The following is a 13,413-nucleotide window of genomic DNA, read 5'->3' as shown; positions in this document are numbered from 1 at the left end:
CAAGGGGAAATACCGGTGACCTCATCCACAGCCGACACCGGCCTCAGCACGCAAACCCGCCTGATCGCCCTGGTGGTCGCCGTGACTTTTTTTATGGAGAACCTCGACGCCACGGTGATCGCCACCGCGCTGCCAACCATGGCCGCGGCATTCGGCGTGACGCCGGTCGACATGAACATTGGCATCACCGCCTACATTCTTGCCGTGGCGATCTTCATTCCGCTGTCCAGCTGGATCGCCGACCGCTACGGTGCACGCCGGGTATTTGCTGGCGCGATCATTGTTTTCACCCTCGCCTCGCTGCTCTGCGGGCTCAGCCAAAGCCTCGAAATGTTCGTATTTGCCCGCGTCCTGCAAGGCATCGGTGGCGCACTGATGGTGCCGGTCGGGCGTCTAGCAGTGCTGCGCAATACCGATAAAAAAGACTTGGTGAAGATGGTCGCAGTGATTACCTGGCCTGGCTTGGTGGCGCCGATTCTTGGGCCGCTGGCGGGTGGACTGATCGTGACTCATGCATCGTGGCCATGGATCTTCTACGTGAACCTTCCATTGGGCGCCCTGGCCTTGGTCGCGGCACTGTGGCTGGTACCGGAAGGCCGCGAGGCGGATGTGCGCAAGTTCGATACGAAGGGTTTTTTACTGCTGGCAGGCGCCTGCGTGGCCCTCTTGGGCGGGCTGGAATGGCTGGGCAGCCAGGCAGGCGAAATGCTCATCCCGGGCGCAGCGCTGGTTGCGGCAGGTTTACTGCTGACGGTATGGGCCGTGCACCATTGTCGGCACTACAGCGCTCCCCTGTTGCCGCTCGATACACTGTCCATCAACACCTTCCGCGTGAGCATCTGCGGCGGCTCACTGTTTCGCCTTGCCATCAGCGCCCTGCCTTTCCTGCTGCCCCTGCTGTTTCAGGTGGCATTTGGCCTGTCGCCAGTGGACGCGGGGCTGTTGGTACTTGCGGTGTTTGCCGGCAACCTGGCGATGAAACCCTTCACCACCGCCATCATGCAACGCTACGGCTTTCGCAGAGTGTTGCTGGTCAATGGGGTAATCGGCGTGGTGTCCATAATGGCGTGCGCACTGTTCACGGCACAGACGCCGTTTTCGCTGATTGCGGCCGTGTTGTTTGTGGGCGGGCTGTCACGTTCAATGCAGTTCACTTGTTACAACTCGATTGGCTTCGCAGATGTGCCCAAGGCACGCATGAGCGAAGCGTCGGCGTTGTTCAGCCTGTCATTCCAACTGGCCATGGGCATGGGCGTGACGGTGGCTGCGCTGTTGTTGCGCGCATCCATGACCGTGCAAGGCCATGAGGTTCAGGCGCAGTCGGGGGATTTCCGCGTGGCGTTCATCGGGGTGGCGTTGCTGGGGATGTGGGCGCTGGTGGATGTGTATCGATTGCCCAAGGGTGCAGGAGAAAGTGTGCTGAACCGCGGATAAAAACGGCGGTTCAACACACTTTTCTGCGATCAGGCGGTGGTGCTGACCATCGAGCCGGACGCGCTGCCCCCCTCATCCGTGACGGCCTGCAATAGCGCCGAAGTTGCCGTCTGCAATGCGGCAGCAGTGCCTGCAATTTGCGTTTGAGCCGCGGCTATAGCGGCAGCCTTGGCGTCTGCGCTCTGGCTACTGGACTGAGCCTTCTGAAGGGCCTGCTGCTGTTCTTGAAGCTGCTGCTGCAACTGCTCGATCTGTTTTTTCAACTCTTTGACCCGATCGGACTCCTGCGAGCTCGATGAGGCCTGGCCGCCGCCCGCGCCGGCCGCACCTTTAGTCTCAGCGCTCGCGCCAGCGGAGGAACTGCTGGCGGTACGTGTACTTTCGGTGGTGGCGGTATCCGTCGACGTGACAGTACTTGGAGTGCTTGCTACGGAAACGGTAGTGCTAATGTTGATAAGCATGCCAAATATCCGACGTTCAGAGATTTGAGAATGCATCGGCCTGCCAGGCAATTACTTTAGACAAGCGTTGCACGTTTAGTCGCAGCAGCAAAAAAAGCCCAACACAATGTTGGGCTTTTACTGGTCACGCCAATGCGATCACTGGCGAGGAATCCGAACAAGGATCTGCTTGCCCTTTTCCTCGATGGTGATGTCGATCTCATTTCCGTTATCGAGCAAGGCGCTCGCACGATAGAGACCACTTTTAATCTCGTCGTCAATCGTCACGGCAACGCACGATGACGTTTGGTAAAACTGCTTATGAATGATGTCGGTGACAATTGGGCATGCCGCTTCTTCGATAGCGGACTGGCCACCGAACATTCCCAGCACGACCGATACAACGAACGCCGCCACCCAACCGTAAAAATAGTGCTTTTCCTGCTTCAAAAGCGCCGCTCGCTTCCAAAGATAAACAGGAACAATCAACGCCCACCAGCTTTGTGGCGCGGCATGACCGGCTGCTTTCAAACGCTTTTCGTCGACAACACACAGGGCTACGTTGAAGATCACAAAAACCCACCAAATACTCATACCGGAAAAGTATTCGATCAACCCACCCGCCAACTGGACGCCCGCCAACGCCCATACAAATCGGTTGTCTATTTCTGTTGCTGCAAGAGGTGGTGGGCCCGAGGGGCGTGGAATGCTTTGGGCCAAGTCAGTGTCTTTCAACGCGATCCAATCGCCCTCGCCCGGCCATACTTTTGTTTGCGCGCTGATAGTGTTCGAACTCAAGAAACCTTGCATTTGCTCAAACGTAAAAGGTCCCTGTCGCGAACCGCTCAGCGCGTAATACCACTCTACACCCGACATTTTGCTTCTCCCTGTTTTAACATCACCCACCCAAAAAGATGGCACTACGACAGTATCAACACCCCGTCAAAGATCTTGAGATTTCAGCTGTAGAAAGTGAACGCGCAAGGGCTGGCATTGCAAAAAAGAAATCCAAGCCCGAACTGGCTGGATTGGCACGGATGAGGGAATGAAGAAGACTATCTAGTGAGAGGCAGGCAACGAAATGATACTTTTCAAATCGCAGACAACAAAAAAGGGCCCACCTTTCGGTGAGCCCTTCTAGACCGCCCAGCAGAGCGGATTTTGTTTGGTAGGCGCGATTGGACTCGAACCAACGACCCCCACCATGTCAAGGTGGTGCTCTAACCAACTGAGCTACGTGCCTGCTGTGAGGCGGCATTCTACGGAATTCCGGAGGGGTGTCAACATCTTTTTTGCAGCTAAGCCTATGAATATGCGAATTTTTTATTTGCGACCAACCTACCTGCATTTTTTGGGTGGCTGGCAGGCAATTTTCAACTCAGGTAGGATCGGCGCACTCGTAAAAAATATAAAACAGAGGTTCCAGGATGGCGAACACCCCCTACCCACAGTCGTATTACGCCGCTTCCGCGAATGCCGTTCCGCCGCGCCCGATGCTGCAGGGTGAAGTCGAAACCGATGTGTGCGTGATTGGTGCCGGCTATACCGGACTCTCAAGTGCGCTGTTTCTCCTAGAGAACGGCTTTCGCGTGACCGTGCTGGAAGCTGCCAAGGTGGGCTTTGGCGCGTCGGGCCGCAATGGCGGGCAGATCGTCAACAGCTACAGCCGCGACATCGATGTGATCGAGCGTAGCGTAGGTCCTCAGCAAGCTCAGTTGCTGGGGCAGATGGCGTTCGAGGGCGGCAGGATCATTCGCGAGCGGGTAGCCAAGTACCAGATCCAGTGCGACTTGAAGGACGGCGGCGTGTTCGCCGCACTCAACAGCAAGCACATGGGCCACTTGGAATCGCAGAAGCGCCTGTGGGAGCGCTACGGCCATACTCAGCTGGAGTTGCTGGACGAGCGTCGCATCCGTGAGGTGGTGGCCTGTGACAACTACGTAGGCGGCCTGTTGGACATGAGCGGGGGCCACATCCATCCGCTCAACCTGGCTCTCGGCGAAGCCGCGGCCGTAGAATCCCTGGGCGGCACGATCTACGAGCAATCGGCGGCAGTGCATATCGAGCGTGGCGCCAATCCGGTCGTGCACACAGCCCAGGGCAAGGTCAGGGCCAAGTTCATCATCGTCGCGGGTAATGCCTATCTGGGCAACCTGGTACCGGAGCTTGCAGCCAAGTCGATGCCGTGCGGTACGCAAGTGATCACCACTGCACCGCTTGGGGATGAATTGGCCAAGACCCTTCTGCCGCAGGATTACTGCGTAGAGGACTGCAATTACCTACTCGACTACTACCGCCTCACCAGTGACAAACGCCTGATCTTCGGCGGCGGCGTGGTATATGGCGCGCGCGACCCGGCGAATATCGAAGCGATCATCCGCCCGAAGATGCTTAAGGCCTTCCCGCAACTCAAGGATGTGAAGATCGACTACGCCTGGACCGGCAACTTCCTCCTGACCCTGTCGCGCTTGCCGCAGGTAGGGCGCCTTGGCGACAACATCTACTACTCACAGGGCTGCAGCGGCCATGGCGTGACGTACACCCACTTGGCGGGCAAGGTACTGGCGGAGGCATTGAGAGGCCAGGCAGAGCGTTTTGATGCGTTCGCCGACCTGCCGCATTACCCGTTCCCGGGCGGGCAACTGTTGCGCACGCCGTTTGCGGCGCTGGGGGCTTGGTACTACGGCTTGCGCGACAAGCTGGGATTCTAACAATGCCGCAGGAGCCGGCTCGCCGGCTCTAGCAACACACCACCAAATCGCAGACACAAAAAACCCCGGTCTTTCGACCAGGGTCTTTGCTATCGGGTCAAAGTAGCCAAAGGCTTGCTTTGTGCTTCAAGGCGTTCAGTGGGCCTTGAGGCAGATATGGCGCAGCGGACGGGACTCGAACCCGCGACCCCCGGCGTGACAGGCCGGTATTCTAACCGACTGAACTACCGCTGCGTATCGCTTGATCAGTTGAGCAAAACACCTCAACCGTCTTTAAACATCTGATCAATCAGCCTTGGCTGTTCAATCTCAAGCCTGACAAGTCAGACCTGGAAAATATGGCGCAGCGGACGGGACTCGAACCCGCGACCCCCGGCGTGACAGGCCGGTATTCTAACCGACTGAACTACCGCTGCGCGTCGGTGCAACTTTTAACGTTGCGCTTTACCCGAAGGTAAAACTCTCAAGAAGTGGTGGGTGATGACGGGATCGAACCGCCGACCCTCTGCTTGTAAGGCAGATGCTCTCCCAGCTGAGCTAATCACCCTTTGCTTCGTTGAGGCCGCGAAATTTACGCAGGTAGCGGACCTAAGTCAATAGCCTGCTTGAAGTTTTTCTGAAAAAGACAAAATTGCTTCAAGACCCCACTACTCGCTGTAGATCATCTTCTTGCTCATACCACCGTCCACCACGAACTCCTGGCCAGTGACAAACCCGGCCTGGCGCGACAGCAGCCACGCCACCATTGCCGCCACATCCTCCACTACCCCCACCCTGCCCGCCGGATGCTGGGCATGATCGGCGTCAGTCAACGGCTCGGCACGCCGCGCAGCGGGTCACGGGCATCGATCCAGCCAGGGCTGACCGCATTCACCCGCACTTCCGGCCCAAGACTCATCGCCAAGGCATGAGTCAGGGCCAGCAGGCCGCCCTTGCTCGCCGCGTAAGCCTCGGTATCAGGTTCCGACTGACGGGCCCGAGTCGACGCCAGGTTGACGATGGACCCGCCGTGAGCACGCAGGTAAGGCGCACAGTGCTTGGCCAGCAACATCGGCCCGCTCAGGTTCACCGCCAGCACGCGGTTCCAGTAAGCCAGGTCCAGGCTTTCCAGGGTGATATTGCGCGGGTCGGCCACCGCCGCGTTACACACCAACGCGTCCAGGCGGCCGAATTGCCCGAGCACTTCAGCAACCCCTTGGGCAACCTGCTTCTCGTCGGCCACATCCATGGTAATAAACCAAGCGTTCTCGCCCAGCACCTTAGACACCTTGGAGCCGCGCTCGCGATCTAGGTCGGTCAATACCACTTGCCAGCCTTCGCTGATCAGCCACGCGGCAATCCCGAGGCCAATACCTCGCGCCGCGCCAGTCACCAGTGCGACGCGCCCATTACTGGCCGTTGCAGCCTCCATGGACCATTCGATCACAAGGCAGCCAGCCCGCGGGCCAGGTCTGCCTGCAAGTCGGCCACGTCTTCCAGGCCTACCGCGATGCGGATCAGGCTGTCCCGAATGCCGGCCGCTTCACGCTCCTGCGGCGCCAGGCGCCCGTGGGAGGTGGTGCTCGGATGGGTAATGGTGGTTTTGCTATCTCCCAGGTTGGCCGTGATGGAGATCAGACGCGTCGCGTCGATAAAGCGCCAGGCGCCCTCTTTGCCACCCTTCACCTCAAAGCTCACCACGGCACCGAAACCACGCTGCTGGCGCTGGGCCAACTCGTGTTGCGGATGGCTCTTGAGGCCGGCGTAGTGCACTTTCTCGATACCGTCCTGCTGCTCCAGCCACTCGGCCAGAGCCTGAGCGTTGGCGCAATGAGCTTTCATGCGCAGGCTGAGGGTTTCCAGGCCTTTGAGGAAGATCCATGCGTTGAACGGGCTCAGGGTTGGGCCGGCAGTACGCAAGAAACCCACCACTTCCTTCATCTGCTCGCCGCGACCGGCGACCACGCCACCCATGCAACGACCCTGGCCGTCGATGAACTTGGTAGCCGAGTGCACGACGATGTCCGCGCCCAGCTTGAGCGGCTGCTGCAAGGCCGGCGTGCAGAAGCAGTTGTCGACTATCAGCATCGCGCCCTTGGCGTGAGCCACTTCGGACAGCGCGGCGATATCCACCAGCTCGGCCAGCGGATTGGACGGGGATTCGACGAACAGCAACTTGGTGTTGGCCTTGATTGCAGCGTCCCAGCCGGACAAATCTGCCAGGGGCACATAGTCCACTTCGATACCGAAGCGCTTGAAGTACTTCTCGAACAGGCTGATGGTCGAACCAAACACACTGCGCGACACCAACACGTGGTCACCAGCGCTGCACAGACTCATCACCACCGACAGGATGGCCGCCATGCCGGTGGCCGTGGCCACCGCTTGCTCAGCGCCTTCCAGGGCCGCAATGCGCTCTTCGAACGCGCGCACGGTCGGATTGGTGTAGCGCGAATACACATTGCCTGGCACTTCGCCCGCAAACCGCGCAGCCGCATCGGCGGCAGTGCGGAACACGTAGCTGGAGGTGAAGAACATCGGATCACCGTGTTCGCCCTCTGGCGTACGGTGCTGGCCAGCGCGCACAGCCAGGGTATCGAAAGCTACGCCATCGAGGTCGCTGTCCAAGCGACCGGCATCCCATTCCTGACTCATGCTGCGACTCCTTACTCAATTCTTTATTTAAGATACAAAACCGGCCCCTCAGGGCCGGTGTTTACTCAGTTGTTGTACAGATCGATGATCGCGCTCACCGCCTGGGTCTTGATCTTCGACGAGTCGTTACGCGCCTGTTCGATCTTGTTCAGATAAGCCTCGTCGACGTCACCGGTCACGTACTTGCCGTCGAACACAGCGCAATCGAACTGGTCGATCTTGATCTTGCCACCGCCGACAGCCTCGATCAGGTCCGGCAGATCCTGGTAGATCAGCCAATCGGCGCCGATCAGGTCGGCCACGTCCTGGGTCGTGCGGTTGTGTGCGATCAATTCGTGAGCGCTCGGCATGTCGATACCGTACACGTTCGGGTAACGCACGGCAGGCGCTGCGGAACAGAAATACACGTTCTTAGCACCGGCTTCGCGGGCCATCTGGATGATCTGCTTGCAGGTGGTGCCGCGCACGATGGAGTCATCCACCAACATCACGTTCTTGCCGCGAAATTCCAGCTCGATGGCGTTGAGCTTCTGGCGTACCGACTTCTTGCGCGCTGCCTGGCCCGGCATGATGAAGGTACGGCCGATGTAGCGGTTCTTCACGAAGCCTTCGCGGAACTTGACGCCCAAATGGTTCGCCAGCTCCAGCGCCGCAGTACGACTGGTATCCGGGATCGGGATCACAACATCGATGTCGTGTTCAGGACGTTCGCGCAGGATCTTGTCGGCCAGCTTCTCACCCATGCGCAGGCGTGCCTTGTATACCGAAACGCCGTCGATGATCGAATCCGGACGCGCCAGATAGACGTGCTCGAAGATGCACGGGGTGAGTTTCGGCGCTACGGCGCACTGACGGGTGTGCAACTTGCCGTCTTCGGTGATGTACACCGCTTCGCCCGGCGCGAGGTCGCGGATCAGGGTGAAGCCCAGCACGTCCAGGGACACGCTTTCGGACGCGATCATGTACTCGACGCCTTCGTCGGTGTGACGCTGGCCGAACACGATTGGGCGAATACCGTGCGGATCACGGAAACCAACGATGCCGTATCCGGTGATCATCGCCACGACGGCATAACCGCCGACGCAACGGTTGTGCACGTCGATCACGGCGGCGAACACGTCTTCTTCGGTGGGCTGCAGCTTGCCGCGCTGGGCCAGCTCGTGGGCAAACACGTTGAGCAGCACTTCCGAATCGGAGCTGGTGTTGACGTGGCGCAGGTCAGACTCGTAAATCTCTTTGGCCAGTTGCTCAACGTTGGTCAGGTTACCGTTGTGCGCCAGGGTGATGCCATAAGGCGAGTTGACGTAAAACGGTTGAGCCTCAGCCGAGGTCGAGCTACCAGCAGTCGGGTAACGCACATGGCCAATGCCCATGTGTCCGACCAGGCGCTGCATGTGACGCTGATGAAACACGTCACGTACCAGCCCATTATCCTTGCGCAGGAATAACCGGCCGTCGTGGCTGGTCACAATACCGGCAGCATCCTGGCCGCGGTGCTGGAGGACGGTTAGCGCGTCATACAGCGCCTGATTGACGTTCGACTTACCGACGATACCGACGATGCCACACATGCGACGCAACCCCTACTTAATGAATCTTGACTGAACACAGCTTACTGAGGCGTTTTGGCCGGTAAGAGGTGTTCCTTGAACGGAAGATCAGCGGGTACGCTGATCCCGCTGGCCAGCCACTGACTGCTCCACCCCAAGATGAGGTTCTTGGACCAATCTGCAACTAATAGAAATTTTGGCACGAGTACCGACTCCTGCCACCACGAATCCTGCTGTACCGGCCCCAGGCTCAACAGCCCGACCGCCACGACCACCAGCAACGCGCCACGCGCGGCACCAAAGGCCATGCCGAGAAATCGATCGGTCCCGGAGAGGCCGGTGACACGTATCAATTCGCCAATAAGATAGTTGACCATTGCTCCCACCAGCAGCGTGGCGATGAACATGATGGCGCAGCCCGCGATGACGCGAGCCGAGGGTGTCTCTATGTATCCGGCCAGGTAGACCGACAGTGAACCACCGAACATCCAGGCTACGACTCCTGCGATGATCCAGGTCAGCAACGACAGTGCTTCTTTTACGAAGCCGCGGCTTAGACTGATCAAAGCGGAGATGGCGACGATTGCAACAATCGCCCAATCAACCCAGGTAAATGGCACGTTTGAGCCTACGGACAGATAAGGCGGCGCATTTTAGCAGAGCGCCGGGCTATCGGTAAGCTGTGATTGCAGCTGCTTTGCAAATCAATAGTTTGTGGCGAGCCAGCACCATTTCAACCCATTGAAAAACCAATGTGGGAGAGGGCTTGCTCCCGATGGCGGTGGATCAGTCAATTCATCCGTTGACTGTCACACCGCCATTGAGAGCAAGCCCCCTCCCACATTTGATCGCATTCCAAGCCAAAATCGATACGAACTCAGCCGCGCTCAGGCTGGAAACGCGTAACGAACCCCTTCAGGTTTTGCTGGCGATCCAGCAAGTCACGCAGGCGGTCGGCCTCGGCACGCTCGATCAGCGGCCCGATAAACACGCGATTCTTGCCATCGGCACTGCGGATATAGGCGTTGTAACCCTGGCTGCGCAGCTTCTTCTGCAAGGCATCGGCACCTTCGCGATTGCCCAGGCTAGCCACCTGGATCGACCAACTGATCGGCAAACCGTTAGGATCGATACGGCTCTGACCCACGTCCGGCTTGCCCGGCGCGGCAGGTTGCGGCGCTACCGGCTTGGGCGCAGGCACCGGTGCGGCAGGCTTGGCGGCTACGACTGGAGCCGGAGCGGGCTTGACCACCGGCACGCTCGGCTGCACCGGCGTAGAGGGCGCCGCCATTTCCTCATCGGTCGGCACAGGCTCTTCCTCAGGCAAGGCCTGGGGCTCAGGGACCACAACCGGCTCAACCTGCACCTGCGGCAATGACGGTGCCTCGGGCGCAGCCGGGGCCTCGACGACCACTTGGCGCTGTTCGTCCTGACGGGAAAACAGCATCGGCAGGAAAATCACCGCCAATGCCACCAATACCAGGGCGCCGACCATTCGCTGCTTGTATGCGCTATCCAGTAATGCCATGTGCAGCTTCCTCCGTGGAGCGCCGGGCCAACCATTCAAGCGCCTCGGCAACACAATAAAATGATCCGAACAACAGAATCTCGTCCTCGGCCGTCGCTAACGCGCACTGCGCCTCAAGGGCAGCGGTCACGCTTGCATACGACGTCACGGGCGCACCAAGGTTCTGCAACGCAACTTTAAGCTCTGCGGCCGGACGGCTGCGTGGTGTATCCAGCGGCGCCACCGCCCACGCCTGAACACTGCTCTGCAACGGTGCAACCACGCCGTCCAGATCCTTATCGGCAAGCAACCCAAAGACGGCCAGACGACGCCCCACCGGCGGCGTAAGCGCCAGGCGCTGCGCCAGGTACTCGGCCGCATGAGGGTTATGACCTACATCCAGCAACAAGTTGAGGCGTTTGCCCTGCCACTCGAATGCGCGACGATCCAAGCGGCCCACCATTCGGGTTGCCAGCAAAGTCGCAGCAATCTGCTCGGCATGCCAAGGCAGATCCAGCAGCAGATAGGCTTGCAAGGCGAGCGCGGCGTTTTCCATCGGCAGGTTCAGCAGCGGCAGATCGCGCAGCCCTACAACTTGGCCACGGGCATCCCGCCCTTGCCACTGCCAGTGCTGCGCGCCGATTTCAAGATTAAATTCGCGACCACGCAGGTAGAACGGGCAATCCAGCTCGCGCACCTTGTCCAGCAAGGGCTGCGGCGGATCCAGATCACCACACAGCGCGGGCTTGCCTTGGCGGAAAATTCCGGCCTTTTCGTAAGACACCGACTCGCGGGTATCCCCTAGGTAGTCAGCATGGTCAACACCAATACTGGTCACCAGCGCCAGGTCGGCATCCACCACGTTGACTGTGTCCAGACGCCCACCCAGACCGACTTCCAGAACCACCACATCCAACTGCGCACGCTCGAACAACCAGAACGCAGCCAGGGTGCCCATCTCGAAGTAAGTCAGGGAAGTCTCGCCCCGGCCGGCATCCAGTGCGGCGAAGGCTTCGCAGAGTTGCTCGTCAGTGGCCTCAAGGCCATTGAGTTGCACCCGCTCGTTGTAGCGCAGCAGGTGCGGTGAGCTGTACACGCCTACCTTCAGCCCTTGGGCTTGCAGCAGCGCGGCGACGAAGGCGCAGGTAGAGCCTTTGCCGTTGGTGCCGGTCACCGTGATCACACGCGGTGCCGGACGGCCCAACCCGAGGCGGGCCGCTACCTGTTGCGAGCGCTCCAGGCCCATGTCGATGGCGGACGGATGCAACTGCTCAAGGTAGGCGAGCCACTCGCCCAGGGTACGTTGGGTCATAGGTTCGCAGGCACTGGCGGTACGACGATAGGCTCGACTTTAGGCGCGACGTACACAGGTGTCGGCAGGCCCATCATTTGCGCCAACAGGTTACCCAGACGTGGACGCAGTTCACCACGCGGGATGATCAAGTCGATTGCGCCGTGCTCCAGCAAAAACTCGCTGCGCTGGAAACCTTCCGGCAATTTCTCGCGAACGGTCTGCTCGATCACGCGCGGGCCGGCAAAGCCGATCAGGGCTTTTGGCTCGCCGACGATCACATCGCCCAGCATCGCCAGGCTGGCAGAAACACCACCGTAGACCGGGTCGGTCAGCACGGAGATGAACGGAATACCTTCTTCGCGCAGACGCGCCAGCACCGCTGAGGTCTTGGCCATTTGCATCAGGGAGATCAGGGCTTCCTGCATACGCGCACCACCGGAGGCGGCGAAGCAGATCATCGGGCAACGGTTTTCCAGGGCGTAGTTGGCGGCGCGCACGAAGCGCTCGCCGACGATCGCACCCATGGAGCCACCCATGAAGGAGAACTCGAACGCCGAGACCACCACCGGCATACCCAGCAGCTTGCCGCTGACCGAAATCAGCGCGTCCTTCTCACCGGTCTGCTTTTGTGCAGCGGTCAGGCGGTCCTTGTATTTCTTGCCGTCGCGAAACTTCAGGCGATCCACTGGCTCCAGGTCAGCACCCAGCTCGTTACGGCCGTCAGCGTCCAGGAAGATGTCGATGCGGGCGCGGGCGCCGATACGCATGTGGTGGTTGCACTTTGGGCAAACGTCCAGGGTCTTTTCCAGCTCCGGACGGTACAGCACCGCGTCGCAGGAAGGGCACTTGTGCCACAGACCTTCAGGAACCGAGCTTTTTTCACCTCGGAACGCATGATCGAAGGGATCAGTTTGTCTACTAACCAGTTGCTCATGCTTTCTTTCTCCAGTACCGGTGGCTTGAACACAGCCCCGCGTATGCCCTTGAGCTAAATTCATATGTGGCGATGACGCCGGCTGGACGGGGTCAGACGTTCGACCTGCCATTTCCAGCCTGCATCCTCAGCCTTCCAGACAACCTGCCAGCGCAGGGTTGCCACTTCATTTCCGGGCCATCCTCAGACGGCACCGGGCTGTTTTACACAGTGGTAGTTATGGACGGCGGCAGACTGCCAGCCGTCACATCCCGCGCACAGCCTGCATAAATGCGCGAATCTTGTCGTGATCCTTGAGACCCTTGCCCTGCTCCACGCCACCGCTGACATCCACGGCGTAAGGGCGAACCTGCTCAATGGCTGCCGCAACGTTCGCGGGATTGAGCCCACCTGCCAGGATGATCGGCTTGCTTAAACCCTCAGGAATCAGCGACCAATCGAACGCTTCGCCGGTGCCACCGGGCACGCCTTCGACATACGTATCCAGCAAAATCCCGCGGGCGCCACCGTAGGCGGCACACGCGCTGGCGATATCGTCCCCAGACTTCACGCGCAGCGCCTTGATATACGGACGCTGATAGCTTTCACATTCGTCCGGGGTTTCGTCGCCATGAAACTGCAACATGTCCAGTTGCACGGCATCCAGGGTTTCATTGAGTTCACAACGACTGGCATTGACGAACAAACCCACGGTAGTCACGAACGGTGGCAATGCGGCAATAATCGCCCGCGCCTGCAACACATTCACCGCCCGCGGGCTCCTGGCATAAAACACGAAACCAATGGCGTCTGCCCCCGCCTCGACTGCCGCCAGCGCATCTTCTATGCGGGTAATCCCGCAAATCTTGCTGCGAACGACGGGCATATCGTAGAAACCTCAGGGTTGGACCGAGAAAGTCCCGGATGGTA

General features: G+C 59.5%; 10 protein-coding genes, 4 tRNA genes and 2 pseudogenes. 2 read left to right on the top strand and 14 right to left on the bottom strand.

The annotated features are described in order from the left end of the window. Positions 1-9: 9 nt before the first annotated feature. On the top strand, positions 10-1,434 hold the full coding sequence (locus AB4N82_RS19715) for a DHA2 family efflux MFS transporter permease subunit (protein ID WP_122764669.1): 1,425 nt from the start codon (positions 10-12) through the stop codon (positions 1,432-1,434). 29 nt (positions 1,435-1,463) lie between these two features. Here the strand turns inward: AB4N82_RS19715 and AB4N82_RS19710 are convergent, their stop codons facing one another. The 3 genes from AB4N82_RS19710 to AB4N82_RS19700 form a co-directional block, all read right to left on the bottom strand. Beyond that, on the bottom strand, positions 1,464-1,895 hold the full coding sequence (locus AB4N82_RS19710) for a hypothetical protein (RefSeq protein WP_032887002.1): 432 nt from the start codon (positions 1,893-1,895) through the stop codon (positions 1,464-1,466). A gap of 138 nt (positions 1,896-2,033) precedes the next feature. Beyond that, on the bottom strand, positions 2,034-2,750 hold the full coding sequence (locus AB4N82_RS19705) for a DUF4339 domain-containing protein (protein ID WP_122764668.1): 717 nt from the start codon (positions 2,748-2,750) through the stop codon (positions 2,034-2,036). 290 nt (positions 2,751-3,040) lie between these two features. Beyond that, a tRNA-Val gene (locus tag AB4N82_RS19700) sits at positions 3,041-3,117 on the bottom strand. A gap of 184 nt (positions 3,118-3,301) precedes the next feature. On the opposite strand from AB4N82_RS19700, the gene AB4N82_RS19695 reads away from it, so the two are divergent. Next, positions 3,302-4,585, top strand: coding sequence for an NAD(P)/FAD-dependent oxidoreductase (locus AB4N82_RS19695; protein WP_122764667.1), 1,284 nt, complete (start codon positions 3,302-3,304; stop codon positions 4,583-4,585). A 157-nt stretch (positions 4,586-4,742) separates the two neighbouring features. On the opposite strand, the gene AB4N82_RS19690 is transcribed toward AB4N82_RS19695, so the two are convergent. From AB4N82_RS19690 to AB4N82_RS19640, 11 genes and pseudogenes are all read right to left on the bottom strand, one after another. Continuing rightward, a tRNA-Asp gene (locus AB4N82_RS19690) sits at positions 4,743-4,819 on the bottom strand. Between the two features lie 105 nt (positions 4,820-4,924). Further along, positions 4,925-5,001 (bottom strand) — tRNA-Asp (locus AB4N82_RS19685). A 55-nt stretch (positions 5,002-5,056) separates the two neighbouring features. After that, a tRNA-Val gene (locus AB4N82_RS19680) sits at positions 5,057-5,132 on the bottom strand. Between the two features lie 100 nt (positions 5,133-5,232). Beyond that, positions 5,233-5,996 (bottom strand): annotated as a pseudogene (locus tag AB4N82_RS19675) (SDR family oxidoreductase). Between the two features lie 11 nt (positions 5,997-6,007). After that, positions 6,008-7,219 (bottom strand): O-succinylhomoserine sulfhydrylase, encoded by a 1,212-nt coding sequence (locus AB4N82_RS19670; protein ID WP_032888258.1) that lies wholly within the window; start codon positions 7,217-7,219, stop codon positions 6,008-6,010. 65 nt (positions 7,220-7,284) lie between these two features. Further along, positions 7,285-8,790, bottom strand: a complete 1,506-nt coding sequence (gene purF / locus AB4N82_RS19665) for an amidophosphoribosyltransferase (protein WP_032888260.1) — start codon at positions 8,788-8,790, stop codon at positions 7,285-7,287. Between the two features lie 41 nt (positions 8,791-8,831). Next, positions 8,832-9,389 carry a CvpA family protein gene (locus tag AB4N82_RS19660; protein WP_003192538.1) on the bottom strand — a complete coding sequence of 186 codons (558 nt, stop codon included), beginning with the start codon at positions 9,387-9,389 and terminating at the stop codon, positions 8,832-8,834. A 257-nt stretch (positions 9,390-9,646) separates the two neighbouring features. Then, complete coding sequence (locus tag AB4N82_RS19655) at positions 9,647-10,297, bottom strand: SPOR domain-containing protein (protein ID WP_122752901.1); 651 nt, start codon at positions 10,295-10,297, stop codon at positions 9,647-9,649. After that, a complete protein-coding gene (folC, locus tag AB4N82_RS19650) occupies positions 10,281-11,588 on the bottom strand; it encodes a bifunctional tetrahydrofolate synthase/dihydrofolate synthase (protein ID WP_122764666.1) in 1,308 nt (435 codons plus the stop codon). The genes AB4N82_RS19655 and folC overlap by 17 nt, the downstream gene beginning before the upstream one ends. Next, a pseudogene (gene accD, locus AB4N82_RS19645) lies at positions 11,585-12,504 on the bottom strand (acetyl-CoA carboxylase, carboxyltransferase subunit beta). The gene folC and the pseudogene accD overlap by 4 nt, the downstream one beginning before the upstream one ends. 244 nt (positions 12,505-12,748) lie before the next feature. Then, positions 12,749-13,369: a phosphoribosylanthranilate isomerase gene (locus tag AB4N82_RS19640; protein ID WP_099603136.1), complete on the bottom strand. Its 621-nt coding sequence runs from the start codon at positions 13,367-13,369 to the stop codon at positions 12,749-12,751. Between the last annotated feature and the right edge of the window lie 44 nt (positions 13,370-13,413).

The sequence above is a fragment of the Pseudomonas sp. H1_D04 genome (assembly GCF_054683855.1).
The sequence above is the reverse complement of the archived record's forward strand: the minus strand, read 5'-3'. Positions and strand labels throughout refer to the sequence as shown.

What these genes read in the sequence shown, in the direction of transcription:
- AB4N82_RS19710 (WP_032887002.1), bottom strand. Translation starts at nt 1,895, where the DNA reads ATGCTTATCAACATTAGCACTACCGTTTCCGTAGCAAGCACTCCAAGT.
- AB4N82_RS19705 (WP_122764668.1), bottom strand. Translation starts at nt 2,750, where the DNA reads ATGTCGGGTGTAGAGTGGTATTACGCGCTGAGCGGTTCGCGACAGGGA.
- AB4N82_RS19695 (WP_122764667.1), top strand. Translation starts at nt 3,302, where the DNA reads ATGGCGAACACCCCCTACCCACAGTCGTATTACGCCGCTTCCGCGAAT.
- AB4N82_RS19670 (WP_032888258.1), bottom strand. Translation starts at nt 7,219, where the DNA reads ATGAGTCAGGAATGGGATGCCGGTCGCTTGGACAGCGACCTCGATGGC.
- purF (WP_032888260.1), bottom strand. Translation starts at nt 8,790, where the DNA reads ATGTGTGGCATCGTCGGTATCGTCGGTAAGTCGAACGTCAATCAGGCG.
- AB4N82_RS19655 (WP_122752901.1), bottom strand. Translation starts at nt 10,297, where the DNA reads ATGGCATTACTGGATAGCGCATACAAGCAGCGAATGGTCGGCGCCCTG.
- folC (WP_122764666.1), bottom strand. Translation starts at nt 11,588, where the DNA reads ATGACCCAACGTACCCTGGGCGAGTGGCTCGCCTACCTTGAGCAGTTG.
- AB4N82_RS19640 (WP_099603136.1), bottom strand. Translation starts at nt 13,369, where the DNA reads ATGCCCGTCGTTCGCAGCAAGATTTGCGGGATTACCCGCATAGAAGAT.